Below are 17,923 nucleotides of genomic sequence, written 5' to 3'. Positions count from 1 at the left end.
ATCGCGCGGCCGAGCGCACCGCTAGGCGGAGCCGCGGATCACCAGGCGGGTGGGCAGCACGACCTCCCGGTCGCCCTCGTCGTCGCCGTCCAGCTTGGCCAGCAGCAGGCGCACCATCTCGCGGCCCATCTCGGCGATCGGCTGGTCGACGCTGGTCAGCGGGGGCTCGGTGTGGCGGGCGATGACCGAGTCGTCGAAGCCGATCAGGGCGACGTCCTCGGGGACGCGGCGGCCGAACTGGCGCAGCACCCGCAGCGCGCCGGCGGCCATCGTGTCGGAGGCGGCGAACACGCCGTCGACCTCGGGGTACTGCTCGAGCAGGCGGTACATCGCGGCGGCGCCGCTCTCCTGGCTGAAGTCGCCGAACGCCACCGGGCCGTCGCCGACCACGTCGCGGTAGCCGTCGAGGCGGGCGATGCCGGCGGCCAGGTCCAGCGGGCCGGTGATGGCGGCGATGCAGCGGCGGCCCTGGGCCTGCAGGTACGCGACGGCCTCGCGTGCGCCGGCCCGGTTGTCGGCGTCGACGAAGGTGCCACGCTCGGTGTTGTAGATCGGGCGGCCGACCCGGACCGTGGCCACGCCGCGCTCCTCGAGCAGCGCCGGCAGCGGGTCGTCGCCGTGCAGCGAGAGCAGCAGCGCGCCGTCGACGTGCTGGCGGGTCAGGTAGCCCTCGAGCCGGCGGCGTTCCTCGGGCGCCTGCGCGATCATGAGGACCATCTGCAGGTTGCGGGCCACCAGCACGGACGAGACGGCCTGCACGATGCGGCCGAAGAACGGCTCGGCGAAGAACCGCTCGCCGGACTCGAAGACGACCAGCGCGACCGAGTCGGTCCGCTGGGTCACCAGCGTGCGGGCCGCCCGGTTCGGCACGTAGCCGAGCTCGGCGATCGCGTCCTCGACCGCCTGCTTGGCCCGGGGGCTGACCTGCGCCGACCCGTTCACGACCCGGGAGACCGTGCCGCGGCCGACGCCGGCACGCAGCGCCACCTCTTCCAGGGTCGGCCGGCCGGTCGCCCGGCTCCGGTCCGTCGTCATCCCTCGCACCTCCTACGCGCGACGCTCGCCACGCCCGACAGCGCGACCGACGCCACGCCCGACACAAAGTACCTGCATTGCGCAGCCCCGCACATGATCAGCCCGCCACCTTCGCCTCGCCGCGCACGGTAGATCGCCGCGAGGCCGGCCGCGATCAGACCATCGTGCGAGCCGATCCACGCGGGCACGGTAGCAAGACATTGAGATGGGAGCGCTCCCATGACACGATGATGTCATTCGATGGAAACGTTCGGGGGAAATGACATGCGAGTCGATCGGCGCTGGGTCTGGGCGCTCGCCGCCGCGCTGGCGCTGACCGGCTGCTCCGGCGGTCCGGGAGACAAGGCGGCGGTGAAGGCGGGCGCGCCGGTGCGCGACCGCGTCGCCGACCTGCTGGGCCGCATGTCGCTGGCCGACAAGATCGGGCAGATGACCCAGGCCGAGCGGGACGGCGTCACCCCCGCGCAGGTCACCGAGTTCCGCCTGGGTTCGGTGCTCTCCGGCGGCGGCTCGGCGCCGGAGGACAACACCCCGGCCGGGTGGGCGGACATGTACGACGCCTACCAGCGCGGCGCGCTGGCCACCCCCCTCAAGATCCCGATGCTGTACGGGACGGACGCCGTGCACGGCGACAACAACGTGCCCGGCTCGACGATCTTCCCGCACAACATCGGCCTCGGCGCCACCCGCGACCCGGCCCTGGTGCGGCGGATCGGCACCGCCACCGCCGAGGAGGTCACCGGCGCCGGGCCGGACTGGACGTTCGCGCCCTGCCTCTGCGTGGCCCGTGACGACCGGTGGGGCCGCACCTACGAGTCGTTCGGCGAGGACCCCGCGATCGCGACCGGGATGACCACGATCGTGGACGGGCTGCAGACGGGGCCGGCGCGGATCCTGGCGACGGCCAAGCACTACCTCGGCGACGGCGGCACCACCGGCGGCGACGACCAGGGCGACACCGAGCTCGGCGAGGCCGACCTGCGAAAGATCCACCTGCCGCCGTTCGAGGCCGCGGTCGACCGGGGCGTCGGGGCGGTGATGATCTCGTTCAGCAGCGTCAACGGCCTGAAGATGCACGCCGGCAAGTACCTGATCACCGACGTGCTCAAGAAGGAGCTCGGCTTCACCGGCATCACGATCTCGGACTGGGCCGCCATCGACCAGCTCGACGGGCAGCCCGGCTTCACCCGGGCCGAGGTGGTCACCGCGGTCAACGCGGGTCTCGACATGCTGATGGTGCCGGAGAACTGGCAGACGTTCCTCGGCTACCTGCGGGCGGCGGTTCAGGGCGGCGAGATCCCGATATCGCGCATCGACGACGCCGTCAGCCGGATCCTGACCAAGAAGTTCGAGCTGGGGCTCTTCGAGAAGCCGTACGCGGATCGCGCGTACGCGGACACCGTCGGCAGCGCCGCGCACCGCGCGCTGGCCCGCCAGGCCGTGCGCGAGTCGCAGGTGCTGCTGCGCAACCAGAACGACGTCCTGCCGCTGGCCAGGTCGGGCGGCAAGATCTTCGTGGCCGGCAAGAGCGCGGACGACCTCGGCAACCAGTGCGGCGGCTGGACGGTCAGCTGGCAGGGCGCGAGCGGCGCCACGGTCCCCGGCGGCACCACCGTCCTGCAGGGCATCCGGGACGTCGCCGGATCCGGGACCGAGGTCGACTACGAGCGGTACGGCGAAGGCGTCGACGGCACCTACCGGGCGGCGATCGCGGTGATCGGCGAGACGCCGTACGCGGAGGGCGAGGGCGACGCCCCCGGCGGCCTCGGGCTCGACGACGAGGACCGGGCGACCCTGGCCAAGCTCGAAGCGGCCGGCGTCCCGCTGGTCGTGGTCATGGTCAGCGGCCGGCCGCTCGACATCGCGGCCGAGGCCGGTCGCTGGGACGCGCTGGTGGCGGCCTGGCTGCCGGGCAGCGAGGGCGCGGGCGTGGCCGACGTGCTGTTCGGCGACTACGCACCCACCGGACGGCTGCCGATCACCTGGCCCCGCTCGAGCGACCAGGAGCCGATCAACGACGGCGACGGCAAGAGCGGGCTTTACGCGTACGGCTATGGGCTCTCCTATGCCGATCGCGGCGCCGACAGCGCCCCGCCGAGCGTGCCCGGCGCCCCGGCCGCGCCCTCGGTGACCGCGACGGCGCTGCGGCTGAGCTGGATGGCCTCGACCGACACCGGCGGCAGCGGGCTCGACGGCTACGACGTGCTCGAGGACAACGCCCTGGCCGGCACCACCACCGCCACCTCGTTCCGCCTCGGCGGCCTGACCCCCGGCGCCCGCTACACGTTCAGCGTGGTGGCACGCGACAAGGCCGGGAACCGCTCGGCCCCCTCGACCCCGCTGGTGATCACCGTCCCGATCCCCGGCGGTTGCAAGACGCGCGACGGCACCTGTGCCGCCACGTAGACTCCCCGTCCCCTCCCACCCGTAGGAGCACCACATGTTCCGACGCGTCGCCTTAGCGACGGCCGCCGCCGGCGCCCTCATCGCCGGCATCGTCACCGCCCTGCCCGCCTCCGCCGCCACCGGCGGCACGGGAACCGGCTACCTGCACACCAGCGGCAACAAGATCGTGGACAGCACCGGAGCGACCGTCCGGCTGACCGGGATCAACTGGTTCGGCATGGAGACCGACAACAAGACCTTCCACGGTCTGTGGTCGAGCAACCCGTGGCGCGGCCAGCTCGACACGATGGCCTCGCTCGGCTACAACACGCTGCGCATCCCGTTCTCGGACGACGCGCTCAAGGCCGGGGCGACGGCGACCGGGATCAACGACTACGTCAACCCCGACCTGGTCGGCAACTCGCCCCTGCAGATCCTGGACAAGGTGATCGCGTACGCCGGCACCAAGGGCATGCGGGTCATCCTCGACCGCCACCGCCCGACGTCGGCCGGGCAGACCGCGCTCTGGTACACCTCGGGCGTACCGGAGAGCACGTGGATCGCCGACTGGCAGGCGCTGGCCCGCCGGTACGCGGGCAACACCACGGTCATCGGCGCCGACCTGCACAACGAGCCGCACGCGGAGGGGACCAACCCGGCGGCCACCGGCGCGTGCTGGGGCTGCGGCGACACCGCGCGGGACTGGCGGCTGGCGGCCGAGCGGGCCGGCAACGCGATCCTCTCGGTGCAGCCGAACTGGCTGATCTTCGTGGAGGGCGTGTCCTGCCCGAGCGGCGGCCTCTCCAACGTCTGGGACAACGACCCCAGCAACGACGAGGACTGCGGCTGGTGGGGTGGCAACCTCTCCAAGGCGGGCGACTTCCCGGTACGCCTGTCGGTCGCCAACCGGCTGGTCTACTCCCCGCACGAGTACGCCACGTCGGTCTACCACCAGGCCTGGTTCGACGACCCGTCGTACCCGGCGAACATGCCGGCGATCTGGGACCACTACTGGGGTTACCTCTACAAGCAGAACATCGCGCCGATCATGATGGGCGAGTTCGGGACGACGCTGCAGGCCAACGTCGACAAGATCTGGCTGCAGGAGCTGCTGAAGTACACCGGGACGGGTGTCAACGGCATGTCGTTCACGTACTGGTCGTGGAACCCGAACTCGGGTGACACCGGCGGCATCGCCAACGACGACTGGACCACGATCAACCAGGCCAAGCAGTCGATCATCCAGCCGTACCTGATCCCGCCGGTCGGCGGCGGCACCGGGCCGACCACCTCACCGACCGGGCCGACCCCGTCCGCCTCGACCTCGACGCCGCCGGCCGCCGGCGCCTGCACCGTGACCTACAAGCAGGACAACGCCTGGCAGGGCGGCTTCCAGGGCTCGGTGACCGTGAAGAACACCGGCGGCGGGACGCTCAACCCGTGGTCGGCGACCTGGACCTGGCCGTCCGGCGTCACGCTGGTCAACGGCTGGAACGCCACCGTGACCCAGAGCGGCACGACGGTGACGGCGGCCGCGCCGTCGTACGCGTCGTCGCTGGCCGCGGGCGCCTCGGTGACGATCGGCTTCACCGCCAACGGCACGGCCAGCACGCCGGCGTCGGTGAAGCTGAACGGCGCCACCTGCGCCTGACCTTGCGGTAACCCTTTCCGAGACCGAGCGGTGCGGGCCTCCGGGCGGCCCGCACCGCTCACCCCTTCCCAGGGTCGCGGGACCGTCAGGCCTCCGGCGTCAGAGACGGCTCCGGGGTGTCGGACGGCTCGGGCGTCACATCGTCCGAGGGCGACGGGCTCTCGTCCGACGGCGACGGGCTCACGGTCGGGCTCGCCGTCGGGCTCGCGGTCGGCGAGGCCGACGGCTTGCCGGCCGGCTTCTTCCCGCGGGCCTGGATCGCCGCCGCGGTGTAGACCGTCCCGGCGTGGGTGCCGGTCACGGTGACGCCGAAGCCGGCCGCGATGTCGGCCAGCGTCTTGCCCGAGCCGTTGACGTTGATGCGCGTCCCGGCCGGCACCGCGATCGTCACCGTGCCACGGCGGACGTCCTTGGTGCCGCCCTTGACCTTCACCGTGAGCGTGCCGGCGGTCGCGTCGACCGCGGTGACGACGCCGGTGGCGGCGAACTTGACCTTCGCCGGCTTGCTCGGCTTGGCCGGCTTACTGGGCTTACTGGGATTACTGGGCTTACTGGGCTTGCTCGGCTTGGCCGACTTGGCGGCCTGGTAGCCGGCGGCACCACTTCCCGGGGCGGCGACCGCGACGGTCGAGGCGGTGGGCAGAACGACAGCGGTGGCCAGCGCCGCAGCGACGGCTACACGACGGAAACGCACGGTGACTCCTTGCGATCGGGGGTGATCCGATCGTGCGCCCGGCCGGGTGCGGCACGGTTGCCGGCGCGGTTGCGGCGCCGTTGCGAAACCGGCCGCCGGTCAGGCGCAGGCCGCGCTCTGCCCCGCCCGCGGCCAGTTCCGGGCGGCCGCCACCGATGCGCCGATCACGCCGGCCGTCGCGGCGCCCAGCGCGTCGGCCCCGGCCAGCTGCGCGCCCGAGAGGTCGGCGCCCTGCAGGCAGGCGTCACGCAGATCCGCGCCGCGCAGGTCGGCCCCGCTCAGATCCGCTCCCCGCAGGTCGGCCCGGCGCAGGGACGCGAGCTGCAGGTCGGCGCCGCGCAGGGTGGCGTCCCGCAGCGTCGTTCCCTCCAGGGTGGCCCGCCGCAGCGACGTACCGGTGGCGTCGAGCCCGGTGAGGTCGGCGTAGGGAAGCACGAGCCCGTCGAGGTTCGCCCCGCCGACCCGCGCGCCGGCCTTGAGGCCGCTCCGGGGCGTCGCGGCCGTCGTCACCCCGGCCACCGACTCGGCCGGGTGGCTGCTGAGCGCCGGCCAGCCCCGGGCGTGGCCGTAGACCACGACCAGAACCGCCAGGCCGACCACGACCCCGATGCCGAGCCGGCTCCGGTCGGTGAAGAAGGTGCCACCGAGCCAGAACGCCAGCGCCCCGATCGTGGCGACGCCGGTGAGCAGGGCGCCGAACGGGCCGAAGACCTCGCCGGCCCAGGCCATCGCGATCACCGCGACGATCGGCCAGAGCCAGAGCAGCCGGTCCCGCGGACGCGGCGGCGAAGCAGTTCCCGCCGTGCGGCCGGACTGCCCGGCGCCGGCGTCGGTCGGCGACCCGGTGGACCCCGGGTGGCCACGCTGCCCGGCGCCGGCGTCCGTCAGCGACCCGGTGGACCCCGGGTGGCCACGCTGCCCGGCGCCGGCGTCCGTCACCGACCCGGTGGACGCCGGGCCGGCCGCCGAAGGCGACCCGGCGGTGAACGGCTCGGCCCGCGGAATCGGCACGGGCGGCGGGAGGTCGCCGGGGCCGCCGACATCCTCGGTCGGGAGTTCCGGCGCCTCGTCGCCCGGTCGGGTCTCCTCCGGTGACGCCATGCCCGCATCGTCGCAGCCGACGTCGAAGAACGCCAATACCCGGCGGCGTCAGGCCTCCTGCGTGTCCGCATCGGGCGACGGCCCGCCGGGCGGTGGCCCGTCAGGCGGGGACGTGGCGGCGACCGGCTCCGCGTACCGGCCGAGATTCGCACCGCCGAAGCCGAAGACGTCCATGAGCCGCTGGTTCTGGGCGTACTCGGCGTCGTGGCTGCGCGGCGACGGCAGGCGCATGGCGTCGTAGAGGGGGAAGCGGCCGAGGTCGACCAGGACGGCCATGCTGAGCCCGTACTCGTGGGCGAGCGCGACCGAGCCGCGGTAGGAGAGGAAGGCGACGGCGTACGGCACGAGGGCCAGCAGGAGCCACCATCCGTGCCACCAGAAGAAGAACGTGGTGACGACGGCCGCCAGCAGGCTCAGCAGTGCCGTGCGGATGGCCAGCTCCAGCTGCGTGCGCTGGTTCTCGAGGTACGCGATCTCGCGCTCGCCGGCGACCATCGCGAGCCGGGGCACGGTGCGGATGGCGTCGATCCCGTACGGTCGGCCGACCCGCGACTCGTACGAGCGCAGCACGTTCCCGAGGCGCGTGGGCAGGACCTGCGACGGCCGCTCGGGATAGCCGGCGGCGGCCCGGTTGTGGGTGAACAGCCGCACGGCCCGGGCCACCGTCTCCGGTGGGGCGTCGTCGTCGGCCAGGCGCTCGGCGTCCAGGTCCTTGGCGGCCGCGGTGGCCTCGCCGCGGTGGGCGGCCAGCGCCCGCCGGTGGTGCATGATCCGCATGGTGGCCAGCTCCTGGGCCAGCGGCCGGCTGCCCCAGTAGCCCTCGAAGAGGCGGATGAGCTCGACCTGCAACGGGTTGAGCGCGAGCGACAGCACGAGCGCGGCCAGGCCGACCACGACCAGTTGGGCCGGATCGAAGTCGACGACCGCCGACCAGCGCACCGGGCCGCTCCAGGCGCCGGTGCGGATGAGCACGTAGACGTACGCGAAGAAGACCGTCGACGGTAAGGCGCTGACCACCGAAAAGTACCGGCCCACGCGGCCGGCACCGCCACCGACGGCCCCCATGACATCGGTGCTCACCCGGTCCCCCGCTTCAGTTCGTCAGGCCGCAGAACTGGCAGCGCCACATCCGGTCGGCCGCGGTCACGAGCCCGATCCGGCAATGGCGGCAGGTGCCTTTCCGGTGACGATAGCGATGGCCACCCGGGCACCACCAGTACCGGTCGGCGAAGGTGCCGATGCCGGCGCAGAGCGGACAGAGCAGTCCGCGGGCGGCGTGGCCCTTCGCGCACCACCAGTTGGCGAAGTCGCTGCTGGCCAGGAGCGCGGGGCAGTCCGGCACGCAGGCGGTGTAGAGGAACGAGACCCGGCCGTCCTCGGTACAGCGTCCCCCGCGGCCGGAGTCCGACTCGAACGCCGGGTGAGCGGCCCAGCCCTGGTGCTCGGGCGCCAGGCAGGCGATCCGCCGGGGAATCGCATCCGGGTGGCCGGGCAGGCCGACGCCCGGCCCGATGTGCGGAGCGGTCAGCCACCAGATACGCAGCACCGTGACGAGACCAGCGGCGCGTGGCCGACGACCCGATCGGTTCACGGTGCCCTCCATGGCCGACAACCGGAGGGTAGGCCCGGCACGGCCATGACCACATCGACCGACCGGGCCGGAGTGAGCCGCGGGGCCGGCCACCGCCGCCGGTGGCCGGGCCCGCGGCCGGTCCTACAGGATGCCGCGGTCGCGGAAGGCGGCACGCACCTTCGCCGCCGCGTGCGGGCCGTAGAGCGCGCGGGCCGTCAGCACGGTGCGCTCGGCGGCCTGCGGCATGGTGATCTCGGGGTTGAAGAGGAACTGGGCCTCGAGGATCACCCGGTTGGCGGCGGTCCGGCCGAGCGCGCCGTTGATGTTCCAGAGCGCGTGCGACCAGATCTCGCCGTCGTCGTGCACCTCGCCGTCGAGGTCGCCGGGGTAGAGCTTCGGGCCGTCGGTGCGCCGCAGGCAGTGCGGGGTGTCGACGGTGTACGAGGTGGAGTCCCAGTCCATCACGCACGGCCATGGGGTGACGGCCGTGTCCGGGCTGGTCGCCTGGGACATGGTCACCGCCCAGTAGTCGCCGAAGCCCTCGCCGATCGCGCCGGCCTCCTCCGACTCGCCGAAGCCGGGCACCTGGTCGTCCTGGATCGCGTGGCCGTATTCGTGCCAGATCACCTCGTTGTCCTCGGCGTCGTCGACGCCGCCGGTGCCGAAGGTGATCGCGTCCACGCTGGGGTCGTAGTACGAGTTGTCGTCGGTGTAGCCGGTGGTGCTGTAGTCCTGCGGCTCGCTGTTGACGTGGCGGAACCCGAGCCGGTGGATGTACTCCTGGGCCGAGGTGATGCTGTAGTAGCCCATCACCTGCTCGAAGCCGGGCTGCGAGCGGTGGTAGAGGTAGACCCGGTACCGCGAGGTCACGGCGTTCTCACTGATGTTGTTGGCGTACCGGCCCTGCAGGGTGGATCTGCCCTTGTCGAGCTGCGTCAGCCGTACGGTGCGATAGGCCCTGGTGAACTGCGGCCCGTCGGCGTCGTCGTTGTCGGTCAGCGACTCGTCCTGCAGCCGGACCACCGGGTTGGGATCGAAGACGCGGCCGACGCCGTCCGCCTGCTGGGCCGTGTTCTCCTCGTGCAGCACCGCGCCCGAGCCGGCGTCGACCAGGGTGCGGTAGGTGCCCCGGCTGGTCGGCGTCAACGTCATCCACGCCAGCTTGGCCCGGGCGCCCGGCATGATCACCAGCGACGCGTCCGCCGGCTGCCGGCCGAGCCGGCCGGCGACCGACGACTTGGCCCGCTGCGAGGTCAGGCCGGCCGTCGGCGAGGACAGCCCGGTGACCGGCTTGCGGCCGTCGTCGACCGTGCGCACGCCGTGCGAGGTGTGCGTGGCGTAATAACCGCCGAAGACCGGGATTCCCCGATAGGTCTGTTGATACCAGGTGTGCGTGCCGAGCAGGGACTGGCGCGACTGGACCAGCTCGAGATCGCCCGGCACCGGCGGCGCGGCCTGCGCGGCGCTGCCGCCGGCGACCACGAGACCCATCGTGACCAGCGGCGCGAGCACACGAATCGTCCTCTTCAAGGACACCCCCCACGTAGTTCCTCAGAGGGAGGCGAGCCTAGCCAACGCCGCGAGCGATGGAAATATGTAAATGATCTGCGTGGGTGGCACTCAGCAGCCCACCCGGTCACTGGGTGGGGGCAAGATAGGGCCCGCCTACGACAGAACTCGCGCGCTATCCACCGGTCGGCAGGCGGATCGAGACGGCCGCGCCGCGGCCCGGGTCGCTCTCGATGGCCAGGGCGCCGCCGTGGGCGTCGACGATCGCCTTGACGATGCTCAGGCCGAGCCCGGCCCCCTGGACCTCGTGGCGCTCGGCGTCGGCGGTGCGGCGGAACGGCGCCAGCACCCGCTCCCGGTCGGCGGGACCGATGCCGATGCCGGTGTCGCGTACCTCCAGAAGTGCCTCGTCGCCGAGCGCGGCGGTCCGCACCCGGATGTCGCCGCGCGGGGTGAACTTGACCGCGTTGAGCACGAGCCGCTCGAGCGCCTGCCCCAGACGCTGCTCGTCGGCGTGCACCGGCACCGGCTCGGGCGCGTCGGCCCACAGGCGCAGGCCGCGGCCGGCGGCGAGCACCTCGTTGCGCGCCACCGCGGCCCGGGCCAGCTCGGCGAGGTCGATCACCGTGCGGCGCAGCACCAGCGCGCTCTGGCCGGCTTGCGCGGCCAGCAGCATGTCGTCGACCAGGGCCATCAGCCGGTCGGAGTTGCGGCGGATGCGGGCCAGGAACTCGTGGCCGTCCTGGGGCGGGACGTCGCCGAGCACCTCCAGGTACCCGTTGATCGAGGTCAGCGGGGTGCGCAGCTCATGCGTGATCCGGGAGATGAACTCGTCCTTGACCCGGTCGGCGTCGCGCAGCCGCTCGTTGGCCCGGTCCAGGCCGCGGGCGTACTGGCGCAGCTCGAGCTGGGCCATCACGTGTTTGGCCAGGGTGCGCAGGCCCGCGCACTCGGCCGGGTTGAGAAGCCGCGGCTCGTGGTCCAGCACGCACAGGCTGCCCAGCGGCTCGCCGTCGGAGGTGACCAGCGGGGCGCCGGCGTAGAAGCGGAGGTACGGCTCGCCGGTCACCAGCGGGTTGGTGCGGAAGCGGGGGTCGAGCAGGGTGTCGGGCACCTGCATGACCTCGGTGCCGCGCATCGCGTGGGCGCAGAACGAGTGCTCGCGGGAGATGTCGCAACCCTCGAAGCCGATGGCGGACTTCGGCCACTGCCGGTCGGAGGTGACGAGGGTGATCGCGGCGCTCGGGGTACGGCACAACTGGGCCGCGAGCAGCGCGATGTCGTCGAAGTCGGCCTCCGGCGCGGAGTCCAGCACCTCGTAGCGGTGCAGGGCGGCGAGGCGCCGCCCTTCGGCGGCCGCTATATCCGACATATGCGAATTGCTCCTTCCCATCCGCACGCTACTACCCGCCGGGAGCGCACCGAATCCGGCCGGGAAGCCAACCGAACGGCAACCGCGACTGATCTCACCCCGGCCCGGGCCCGGCCGAACTACCAGCCTGAACGACAGTGAGAGGACCGATGACCATGGCCGTGATCGTTGCCGCCGAGGACGACGCCGACGTCGCCGGCATGCTCGAGACCACCCTCAGCCGCGCCGGGCACACGGTGCACCTGGCCGGCACCGGCCCCCGTGCACTGCACATGGTCGCCCAGTTCCACCCCGACCTGGTCATCCTCGACCACACGATGCCCGGGATGACCGGCCTCAGCGTCGGCCGCCGGCTGCGCGCCGACGCCGACACCGCCGGCCTGCCGCTGCTGATGCTGACCGCGGCCGCCCCCGACGAGGCGCCCGAGGTGTTCGACCAGGTGCTGTTCAAGCCGCTCCCGCTGCGGCGGGTGGCCGACGCCGCCGGCGACCTGCTCTCGGCGAGCCGGCCGCACCCGGTCAGCGGCCGCTCGCTGACCGATCCGCAGCGGCTGAGCGCGGTGGCCTCGCTGCTGGGCGATCCCGACCCGGTGGACGAGCTCGACCTGGCCATCCTGGTCGCCAACATCGCGGAGACCGTCGGCGTACGCACGGCGGCCGCCAAGCTGGTGCTCAACGACGCCGTGCTGACGCTCGCCTCGGTGGGTATGCCCGATCTGGTGGTCGAGGCCGGCGGCATGCCGGTCGAGTGGACCCCGTCCGGCGTGACGGCCGGCTCCAACCGCCCGGTGGTGTCCCACGACCTCACGGCCGACCCGGTCTACCGCGACATCGCGATGGCGACGATCTGCGGCATCCGGTCGTACGCGAGCGTCCCGCTGCGCGACCGGGACGGCTTCGTGGTCGGCGCCCTGGCCGCGATGGACCCGGAGCCGGGCCGCCTGCCGGGCGACGTGGCCGACGTGCTGAACGCGACGGCCCCGGCCGTGATGGACCTGGTGGCCCGCCGCCGCGACGGAAAGAGCGGCCCCTATCGGAGCTAGCTGCCGCGGCGGTGCTCGAAGATCAGGTGGGTCTCGGTGCCGGCCACCAAGTGGGTGCCGCTCAGGCGCTCGGTGATGATCGAGCGCAGGTCCTCGACGTCGGCCGTAGCGACGTGCAGCAGGAAGTCGTAGGAACCGGAGACGAAGTAGACGTCGCGCACGGCCGGGATGCCGGCCAGCGACTCGGCGAACTTGCCGATCGCGTCGCGCGCGTCGGAGCGGATCCGCACGGCGATCATGGCCTGGATCGGGCGGCCGATCCAGGCCGGGTCGACGTCGGCGTGGAAGCCGCGGATCGCGCCCAGCTCGCGCAGCCGGCGGATGCGGGTCAGGCACGTCGACGGCGCGATGCCGACCCGCTCGGCGAGCGCGTTGTTGGGCATGCGGCCGTCGACCTCGAGCAGCGCCAGCAGCTCGAGGTCGGTGTGATCCAGCCCTCGAAGATCATTCGGCGAGTCCGGCATCAGCGGCGCTCGAATCGCATGTTCTTCGCTCCCTACCGTGCAGACAGAATCTTATGCGGCCATGTTGCGCCGATACTGCACATCGTTCCACCCTATCGGCACCCCCGACAACGACGTCCGAGAGGAAACCCCGATGATCGTCGGCGTGCCGACCGAGGTCAAGAACCACGAGTACCGGGTGGCCATCACCCCGGCCGGCGTGGCCGAGCTCGTCCGCCGCGGGCACCAGGTGCTCGTCCAGGCCGGCGCCGGCACGGGCTCGGCGATCACCGACGACGACTACGCCACCGCCGGCGCCCGCATCGTGCCGGACGCCGACCGCGTGTGGGCCGAGGCCGACCTCCTGCTCAAGGTCAAGGAGCCGATCGCCGTCGAGTACCACCGGCTGCGCGCCGGCCAGGTCGTCTTCACCTACCTGCACCTCGCCGCCGACGCCGAGGGCACCAGGGCGCTGCTGGAGAGCGGGACGACCGCCATCGCGTACGAGACGGTGCAGCTGGCCGACGGCTCGCTGCCGCTGCTGGCCCCGATGTCCGAGGTCGCCGGCCGCCTCGCGCCGCAGGTCGGCGCGTACTCGCTGATGCGCAGCAGCGGCGGCCGGGGCGTACTGCCGGGCGGGGTCCCGGGCGTGAGCCCGGCGAAGATCACCGTCATCGGCGGCGGCGTCTCCGGCGTCAACGCCGCGACCATCGCGCTCGGCATGGGCGCCGACGTCACCGTGCTCGACCTCAACATCGGCCGGCTGCGGCAGATCGACGCCCAGTTCGGTGGCCGGGTCAAGACGCTCGTGTCCAGCTCGTACGCGATCGAGCAGTCGGTGCTCGAGGCCGACATGGTGATCGGCGCGGTGCTGGTGCCGGGGGCCAAGGCCCCGAAGCTGGTCTCCAACGACCTGGTCAAGCGGATGAAGCCGGGCGCGGTGCTGGTCGACATCGCGATCGACCAGGGCGGCTGCTTCGAGGACTCACGTGCGACCACGCACGAGGACCCGATCTACCGGGTGCACGACACCGTCTTCTACTGCGTGGCGAACATGCCGGGCGCGGTGCCGAACACGTCCACCTACGCCCTCACGAACGCCACCCTCCCGTACGCGCTGAAGCTCGCCGACCTCGGCTGGACCGGCGCGCTGGAGCGGGACCCCGCGCTCGCGAAGGGTCTCAGCGTGCACGCCGGGCAGCTGACGAACGCCGAGGTCGGGGAGGCGCTGGGCCTCCCCTCGGTCGAGATCGCCGACGTCCTCCGGGCCGGACAGCCGTCCTAGAGGTAGTGCGAGATCTGCGACAGATCGGCCGGCGACAGGCGGTCGGTGCTGGTGTTGCGGTGGTGCCAGAACGGATAGCGCAGCGGTGAGCCACTGACGTCGTCGAGCGCGGCGATCTCGTCGGCCGACAGCACCAGGTCGGCGGCGGCCAGGTTGTCGCGCAGCTGATCAGGCGTGCGGGCGCCGACGATCACCGAGGTCACCGCCGGCTTCTGGGCGATGTACGCCAGCGACACCCGCGCCGCCGACACGCCGTGCGACTCGCCGATCTTCACCGCCACCTCGATAGTGTCGTACAGCTTGTCCTCGTCGTGGACCGGCGGCTCCGACCAGTCGGTCAGATGGCGGCTGCCGGCCGGGGCCTCGACCCCGCGGCGGTACTTGCCGGAGAGCAGGCCGCCGGCGATCGGGCTCCACACCAGGATGCCCACGCCCTGGTCGAGGCAGGCCGGCACGATCTCGGCCTCGATGTCGCGGTTCTGCAGCGAGTAGTAGAGCTGGTTGCTGGCGAACCGCTCCAGCTGCCGTTGCTCGGAGACGCCCAGCGCCTTCATCATGTGCCAGGCCGCGTAGTTCGAGCAGCCCACGTAGCGGACCTTGCCGCTGCGGACCAGGTCGTCCAGCGCGGTCAGGGTCTCCTCGAGCGGGGTGTGCCCGTCCCACTCGTGCACCTGGTAGAGATCGATGTAGTCGGTGCCGAGGCGACGCAGGCTCGCCTCGCAGCCACGGATGATGTGATGCCGGGACAGGCCCGCGTCGTTCGGCCCCTCGCCCATCGGCATGCGCACCTTGGTGGCGATCAGCCAGTCCTCCCGGGTGTCGCCCAGCGCCTGGCCGAGGATCTCCTCGGACAGCCCCGCCGAGTAGACGTCCGCCGTGTCGATCATGTTGACCCCGGCGTCCCGGGCGATCGCGATCTCCTCCCGGGCGCCGTCGACGTCGATCGTGCCGACCGGGGTGGCCCAGCCGGTGCCACCGAAACCCATGGTGCCCAGGGTGAACGTGGAGACCCGCAGGCCGGTCCGCCCAAGCTGCCGGTATTGCATGTCATCGCCCTCTCTGACGCTCTGCGAACAACTCACCCTTTACCCCGGCGCGGCCGCTTGTCCACCGAACGGGTGGGGTACTCGGCTGTGATGACGGTCCCCGCAGTCCTCGCCGCCGTGCTCGGCATCACCACCGTCGTCGCTCCGGGCGCTCCCGGCTCCGACGAGCAGTACCTCCCGGCCGACAAGGCCGGCCTCGTCACCTCGCACACCACCACCAGCCACGTCTGGGCCACCGTCCAGAAGGAGGGCGGTCTCGGCGAGATCTTCTACCCGACGATCGGCGGGCCCTCCGCCCGCGCCCTGCGCTTCGTGATCGCCGACGGCCACGGGCACGCCGTCCTGGCCGGCAGCGGCCGGGTGCGCACCGAGCAGACCGACGCCCGCAGCCTCAGCTTCCGGCAGACGTTCACCGGCCGGGGCTGGCGGCTGACCGCCTCCTACGTCACCGATCCGCACCACGACACGGTGCTCATGAAGTTGCGTCTCGACGGCCGCGGTCATTCCCTGTACGCGATCTACGATCCGGCGCTCGGCAACTCGCGCGGCGGCGACTCCGGCGCCACCACGGGACGCTCGCTGGTGGCCACCGACGGCGACGTCTCCAGCGCGCTGGTCGCCGCGCCGCCGATCCGGGCCGCCTCGAGCGGTTTCGCCGGGGTCAGCGACGGGCTCACCGACCTGCTGCCGGACGGGCGCATGGACTGGCATTACTCCTCGGCGCCCGCCGGCAACCTCGTGCAGACCGCCGCGCTCGCGCCCCGCACGACCCTCGCGCTGGGCTTCGGCACGACCGCGAGCGGCGCGATCTCGGCGGCGGCGACCTCTCTGCGGCGCGGCTTCGGCCCGGTCTCCCGGCTTTACGCGTACGGGTGGAAGCAGTACCTGGCCGGGCTGGCTCGGCCGCCGTCGTCCGTCCCCCCGCGCCTCTACGACGTCTCCGCGATGGTGCTGGCCGCCAGCGAGGACAAGACCCACCCCGGCGCGTACGTGGCGGCACCCGCCTCGCCATGGGCATTCGGCCGGGACGACCCCTCCGGGCCCTACCACCTGGTGTGGTCGCGTGACCTCTACCAGATCGCCACCGCGCTGATCGCCGCCGGCGACCGGGCCGGTGCCAACCGGGCGCTGGACTTCCTGTTCGGCGTCCAGCAGAAGCCGGACGGCTCGTTCCCGCAGAACTCCCAGGTCGACGGCGCCCCGGTCTGGGGCGGGCTGCAGCTCGACGAGGTCGCGCTGCCGATCGTGCTCGCCTACCAGCTGGGCCGGGCCGACACCTGGCCGCACGTCAAGCGGGCGGCCGACTTCCTGATCGGCTTCACCCAGGACGGCTTCGCCGCGCCGTGGACGCCGCAGGACCGCTGGGAGAACCAGTCCGGCTACTCGCCGGCCACCATCGCCGCGCAGATCGCCGGCCTGGTGTGCGCGGCCGCCCTCGCCCAGGCGGCCGGGGCCGACGCCGACGCGGCGCGCTACCTGACCGTGGCGGACCGGTGGCGGTCGAAGGTGAAGTCCTGGACCGTGACGACCACCGGGCCGTACTCGCCGAAGCCTTATTTCCTGCGGCTCACCAAGGACGGGAAGCCCGACGCCGGCACCACCTACACCATCGGCGACAGCGGACCGGCGAACGTGGACCAGCGGACCGTGGTCGACCCCGGCTTCCTCGAGCTGGTGCGCCTCGGCGTGCTGCCGGCCACCGACCCCGACGTGCGCAACACCCTCGCCGTCGTCGACGAGCAGCTCGGCGTCGCCACCCCGAACGGCTTCTTCTGGCACCGCGCCTCCTTCGACGGGTACGGGGAGAAGGCCGACGGCAGCGCCTGGGACTACGGCCTGCCCGACGGGTCGCTGATCACCCGCGGCCGGGCCTGGCCACTGCTCAACGGCGAGCGCGGCGAGTATCAGCTCGCGGCCGGATCGACCGGCGCCGCCCGCGCCCAGCTCGCCACCATGGCCCGCGCCGCCGGGCCCGGCGGCATGATGCCCGAGCAGGTGTGGGACCAGGCGCCGCCGGCGCCGGCCGTCACGCCGGGGACACCGACGTACTCGGCCACGCCGCTGGCCTGGACGCACGCCCAGTTCATCCGGCTCGCGTGGGACGTGCAAGCGGGACGGATCCTCGAGCAGCCGGCCGTGGTCGCCGCCCGCTACGCCGGTTAGAGCGACTTCCGGATGCGCCCGCGCCGGCCGCGTTTCGCCCCGGCCGGCGCGGGCACCGGGCTGGTCAGGCGGTCCGGCCAGGTGAAGACCACCTTGCCGGTCGCCTCGAACTCGACGGCCAGCTCGGCCAGCAGGGCGACGGAGGCGGCCACCTGCTCCCCGGTCCACGGGAACGGGTCGGTGCTGAACACACCCCAGTTGCGCCGGGCCCGCTCCAGGGCGTCCCGCTCGTCCTTCTCGACCGCGTCGTGCACCACGCCGGCCAGCAGCTCGGCCACCCCCAGCGACTGCTTGTTGGCCGCGAGCAGGCGCTTGCTGCGCTCGCTCGCGTCGTGCCGCGGCCGGCCCGCGACCACCCGCATGTTCTCGAAGACGCCGCCGCCCGCGATCGAGCCGAACACGCCGCCGTCCAGGCCCAGCTCCCGCTCGGTGACCGCGTGGGCGAGGTCGTGCGGAACCCGCCATTTGCGGTCGTAGCCCGGCAACTCGAGCACCACACCGTCGGCCCGCCGGATGGTCGCCAGGGTGGACCCGCTCAACGCCCGTACGAACGTGATGTGCATCAAGGCATGGTGGCCCCGCCGGACCCGCTCCGACCAGCGAATTAGTTCCGGTTCTCCAGG

Annotated in this window: 15 protein-coding genes; 5 read left to right on the top strand and 10 right to left on the bottom strand. The window is 72.7% G+C overall.

The annotated features are described in order from the left end of the window. Positions 1-21: 21 nt before the first annotated feature. Complete coding sequence (locus tag ACQP2F_RS22625) at positions 22-1,035, bottom strand: LacI family DNA-binding transcriptional regulator (RefSeq protein ID WP_433307110.1); 1,014 nt, start codon at positions 1,033-1,035, stop codon at positions 22-24. Between the two features lie 264 nt (positions 1,036-1,299). Between ACQP2F_RS22625 and ACQP2F_RS22620 the strand changes: the two genes are divergently transcribed. Beyond that, positions 1,300-3,441, top strand: a complete 2,142-nt coding sequence (locus ACQP2F_RS22620) for a glycoside hydrolase family 3 N-terminal domain-containing protein (protein ID WP_433307108.1) — start codon at positions 1,300-1,302, stop codon at positions 3,439-3,441. Between the two features lie 34 nt (positions 3,442-3,475). Then, complete coding sequence (locus tag ACQP2F_RS22615; RefSeq protein WP_433307106.1) at positions 3,476-5,071, top strand: cellulase family glycosylhydrolase; 1,596 nt, start codon at positions 3,476-3,478, stop codon at positions 5,069-5,071. A gap of 85 nt (positions 5,072-5,156) precedes the next feature. Here ACQP2F_RS22615 and ACQP2F_RS22610 read toward each other — a convergent pair whose 3' ends face one another. The 6 genes from ACQP2F_RS22610 to ACQP2F_RS22585 form a co-directional block, all read right to left on the bottom strand. Beyond that, positions 5,157-5,765, bottom strand: coding sequence for a hypothetical protein (locus tag ACQP2F_RS22610; protein ID WP_433307104.1), 609 nt, complete (start codon positions 5,763-5,765; stop codon positions 5,157-5,159). Between the two features lie 99 nt (positions 5,766-5,864). Then, positions 5,865-6,866 (bottom strand): pentapeptide repeat-containing protein, encoded by a 1,002-nt coding sequence (locus tag ACQP2F_RS22605; protein WP_433307102.1) that lies wholly within the window; start codon positions 6,864-6,866, stop codon positions 5,865-5,867. Positions 6,867-6,914: 48 nt separating this feature from the next. Then, entirely contained in the window at positions 6,915-7,901 is a 987-nt protein-coding gene (locus ACQP2F_RS22600; RefSeq protein ID WP_433307100.1) for a hypothetical protein, read from the bottom strand. A 58-nt stretch (positions 7,902-7,959) separates the two neighbouring features. After that, the gene (locus ACQP2F_RS22595) at positions 7,960-8,412 is read right to left on the bottom strand and encodes a hypothetical protein (RefSeq protein ID WP_433307098.1); all 453 of its coding nucleotides are present in this window, start codon (positions 8,410-8,412) and stop codon (positions 7,960-7,962) included. A 168-nt stretch (positions 8,413-8,580) separates the two neighbouring features. Then, on the bottom strand, positions 8,581-9,951 hold the full coding sequence (locus tag ACQP2F_RS22590; protein ID WP_433307096.1) for a M36 family metallopeptidase: 1,371 nt from the start codon (positions 9,949-9,951) through the stop codon (positions 8,581-8,583). A gap of 172 nt (positions 9,952-10,123) precedes the next feature. Then, positions 10,124-11,320: a GAF domain-containing sensor histidine kinase gene (locus ACQP2F_RS22585; RefSeq protein ID WP_433307094.1), complete on the bottom strand. Its 1,197-nt coding sequence runs from the start codon at positions 11,318-11,320 to the stop codon at positions 10,124-10,126. A gap of 155 nt (positions 11,321-11,475) precedes the next feature. Between ACQP2F_RS22585 and ACQP2F_RS22580 the strand changes: the two genes are divergently transcribed. Next, positions 11,476-12,363 (top strand): response regulator, encoded by an 888-nt coding sequence (locus ACQP2F_RS22580; RefSeq protein ID WP_433307092.1) that lies wholly within the window; start codon positions 11,476-11,478, stop codon positions 12,361-12,363. Here the strand turns inward: ACQP2F_RS22580 and ACQP2F_RS22575 are convergent. Continuing rightward, positions 12,360-12,827, bottom strand: coding sequence for an Lrp/AsnC family transcriptional regulator (locus ACQP2F_RS22575; protein ID WP_433307090.1), 468 nt, complete (start codon positions 12,825-12,827; stop codon positions 12,360-12,362). The two genes, ACQP2F_RS22580 and ACQP2F_RS22575, sit on opposite strands and share 4 nt — an antisense overlap. Before the next feature lie 133 nt (positions 12,828-12,960). Here ACQP2F_RS22575 and ald point away from each other — a divergent pair, with 133 nt between their 5' ends. Then, the gene (gene ald, locus ACQP2F_RS22570) at positions 12,961-14,091 is read left to right on the top strand and encodes an alanine dehydrogenase (RefSeq protein ID WP_433307088.1); all 1,131 of its coding nucleotides are present in this window, start codon (positions 12,961-12,963) and stop codon (positions 14,089-14,091) included. On the opposite strand, the gene ACQP2F_RS22565 is transcribed toward ald, so the two are convergent. Continuing rightward, complete coding sequence (locus ACQP2F_RS22565) at positions 14,088-15,137, bottom strand: aldo/keto reductase (RefSeq protein ID WP_433307086.1); 1,050 nt, start codon at positions 15,135-15,137, stop codon at positions 14,088-14,090. The two genes, ald and ACQP2F_RS22565, sit on opposite strands and share 4 nt — an antisense overlap. 90 nt (positions 15,138-15,227) lie before the next feature. On the opposite strand from ACQP2F_RS22565, the gene ACQP2F_RS22560 reads away from it, so the two are divergent. After that, complete coding sequence (locus tag ACQP2F_RS22560; RefSeq protein ID WP_433307084.1) at positions 15,228-17,300, top strand: glycoside hydrolase family 15 protein; 2,073 nt, start codon at positions 15,228-15,230, stop codon at positions 17,298-17,300. On the opposite strand, the gene ACQP2F_RS22555 is transcribed toward ACQP2F_RS22560, so the two are convergent. Then, on the bottom strand, positions 17,297-17,863 hold the full coding sequence (locus ACQP2F_RS22555; protein ID WP_433307082.1) for a hypothetical protein: 567 nt from the start codon (positions 17,861-17,863) through the stop codon (positions 17,297-17,299). The genes ACQP2F_RS22560 and ACQP2F_RS22555 overlap by 4 nt on opposite strands. Positions 17,864-17,923 lie beyond the last annotated feature (60 nt).

It is taken from the genome of Actinoplanes sp. CA-030573, from assembly GCF_050951115.1.
GTDB lineage: Bacteria > Actinomycetota > Actinomycetes > Mycobacteriales > Micromonosporaceae > Actinoplanes.
Note: the sequence above shows the minus strand (reverse complement) of the source record. Positions and strands in the feature narration are given on the sequence as shown.

Coding starts and splice junctions, on each gene's coding strand:
- ACQP2F_RS22625 (WP_433307110.1), bottom strand. CDS start 1,035: ATGACGACGGACCGGAGCCGGGCGACCGGCCGGCCGACCCTGGAAGAG.
- ACQP2F_RS22620 (WP_433307108.1), top strand. CDS start 1,300: ATGCGAGTCGATCGGCGCTGGGTCTGGGCGCTCGCCGCCGCGCTGGCG.
- ACQP2F_RS22615 (WP_433307106.1), top strand. CDS start 3,476: ATGTTCCGACGCGTCGCCTTAGCGACGGCCGCCGCCGGCGCCCTCATC.
- ACQP2F_RS22605 (WP_433307102.1), bottom strand. CDS start 6,866: ATGGCGTCACCGGAGGAGACCCGACCGGGCGACGAGGCGCCGGAACTC.
- ACQP2F_RS22585 (WP_433307094.1), bottom strand. CDS start 11,320: ATGTCGGATATAGCGGCCGCCGAAGGGCGGCGCCTCGCCGCCCTGCAC.
- ACQP2F_RS22580 (WP_433307092.1), top strand. CDS start 11,476: ATGGCCGTGATCGTTGCCGCCGAGGACGACGCCGACGTCGCCGGCATG.
- ACQP2F_RS22575 (WP_433307090.1), bottom strand. CDS start 12,827: ATGCCGGACTCGCCGAATGATCTTCGAGGGCTGGATCACACCGACCTC.
- ald (WP_433307088.1), top strand. CDS start 12,961: ATGATCGTCGGCGTGCCGACCGAGGTCAAGAACCACGAGTACCGGGTG.
- ACQP2F_RS22565 (WP_433307086.1), bottom strand. CDS start 15,137: ATGCAATACCGGCAGCTTGGGCGGACCGGCCTGCGGGTCTCCACGTTC.
- ACQP2F_RS22560 (WP_433307084.1), top strand. CDS start 15,228: ATGACGGTCCCCGCAGTCCTCGCCGCCGTGCTCGGCATCACCACCGTC.
- ACQP2F_RS22555 (WP_433307082.1), bottom strand. CDS start 17,863: ATGCACATCACGTTCGTACGGGCGTTGAGCGGGTCCACCCTGGCGACC.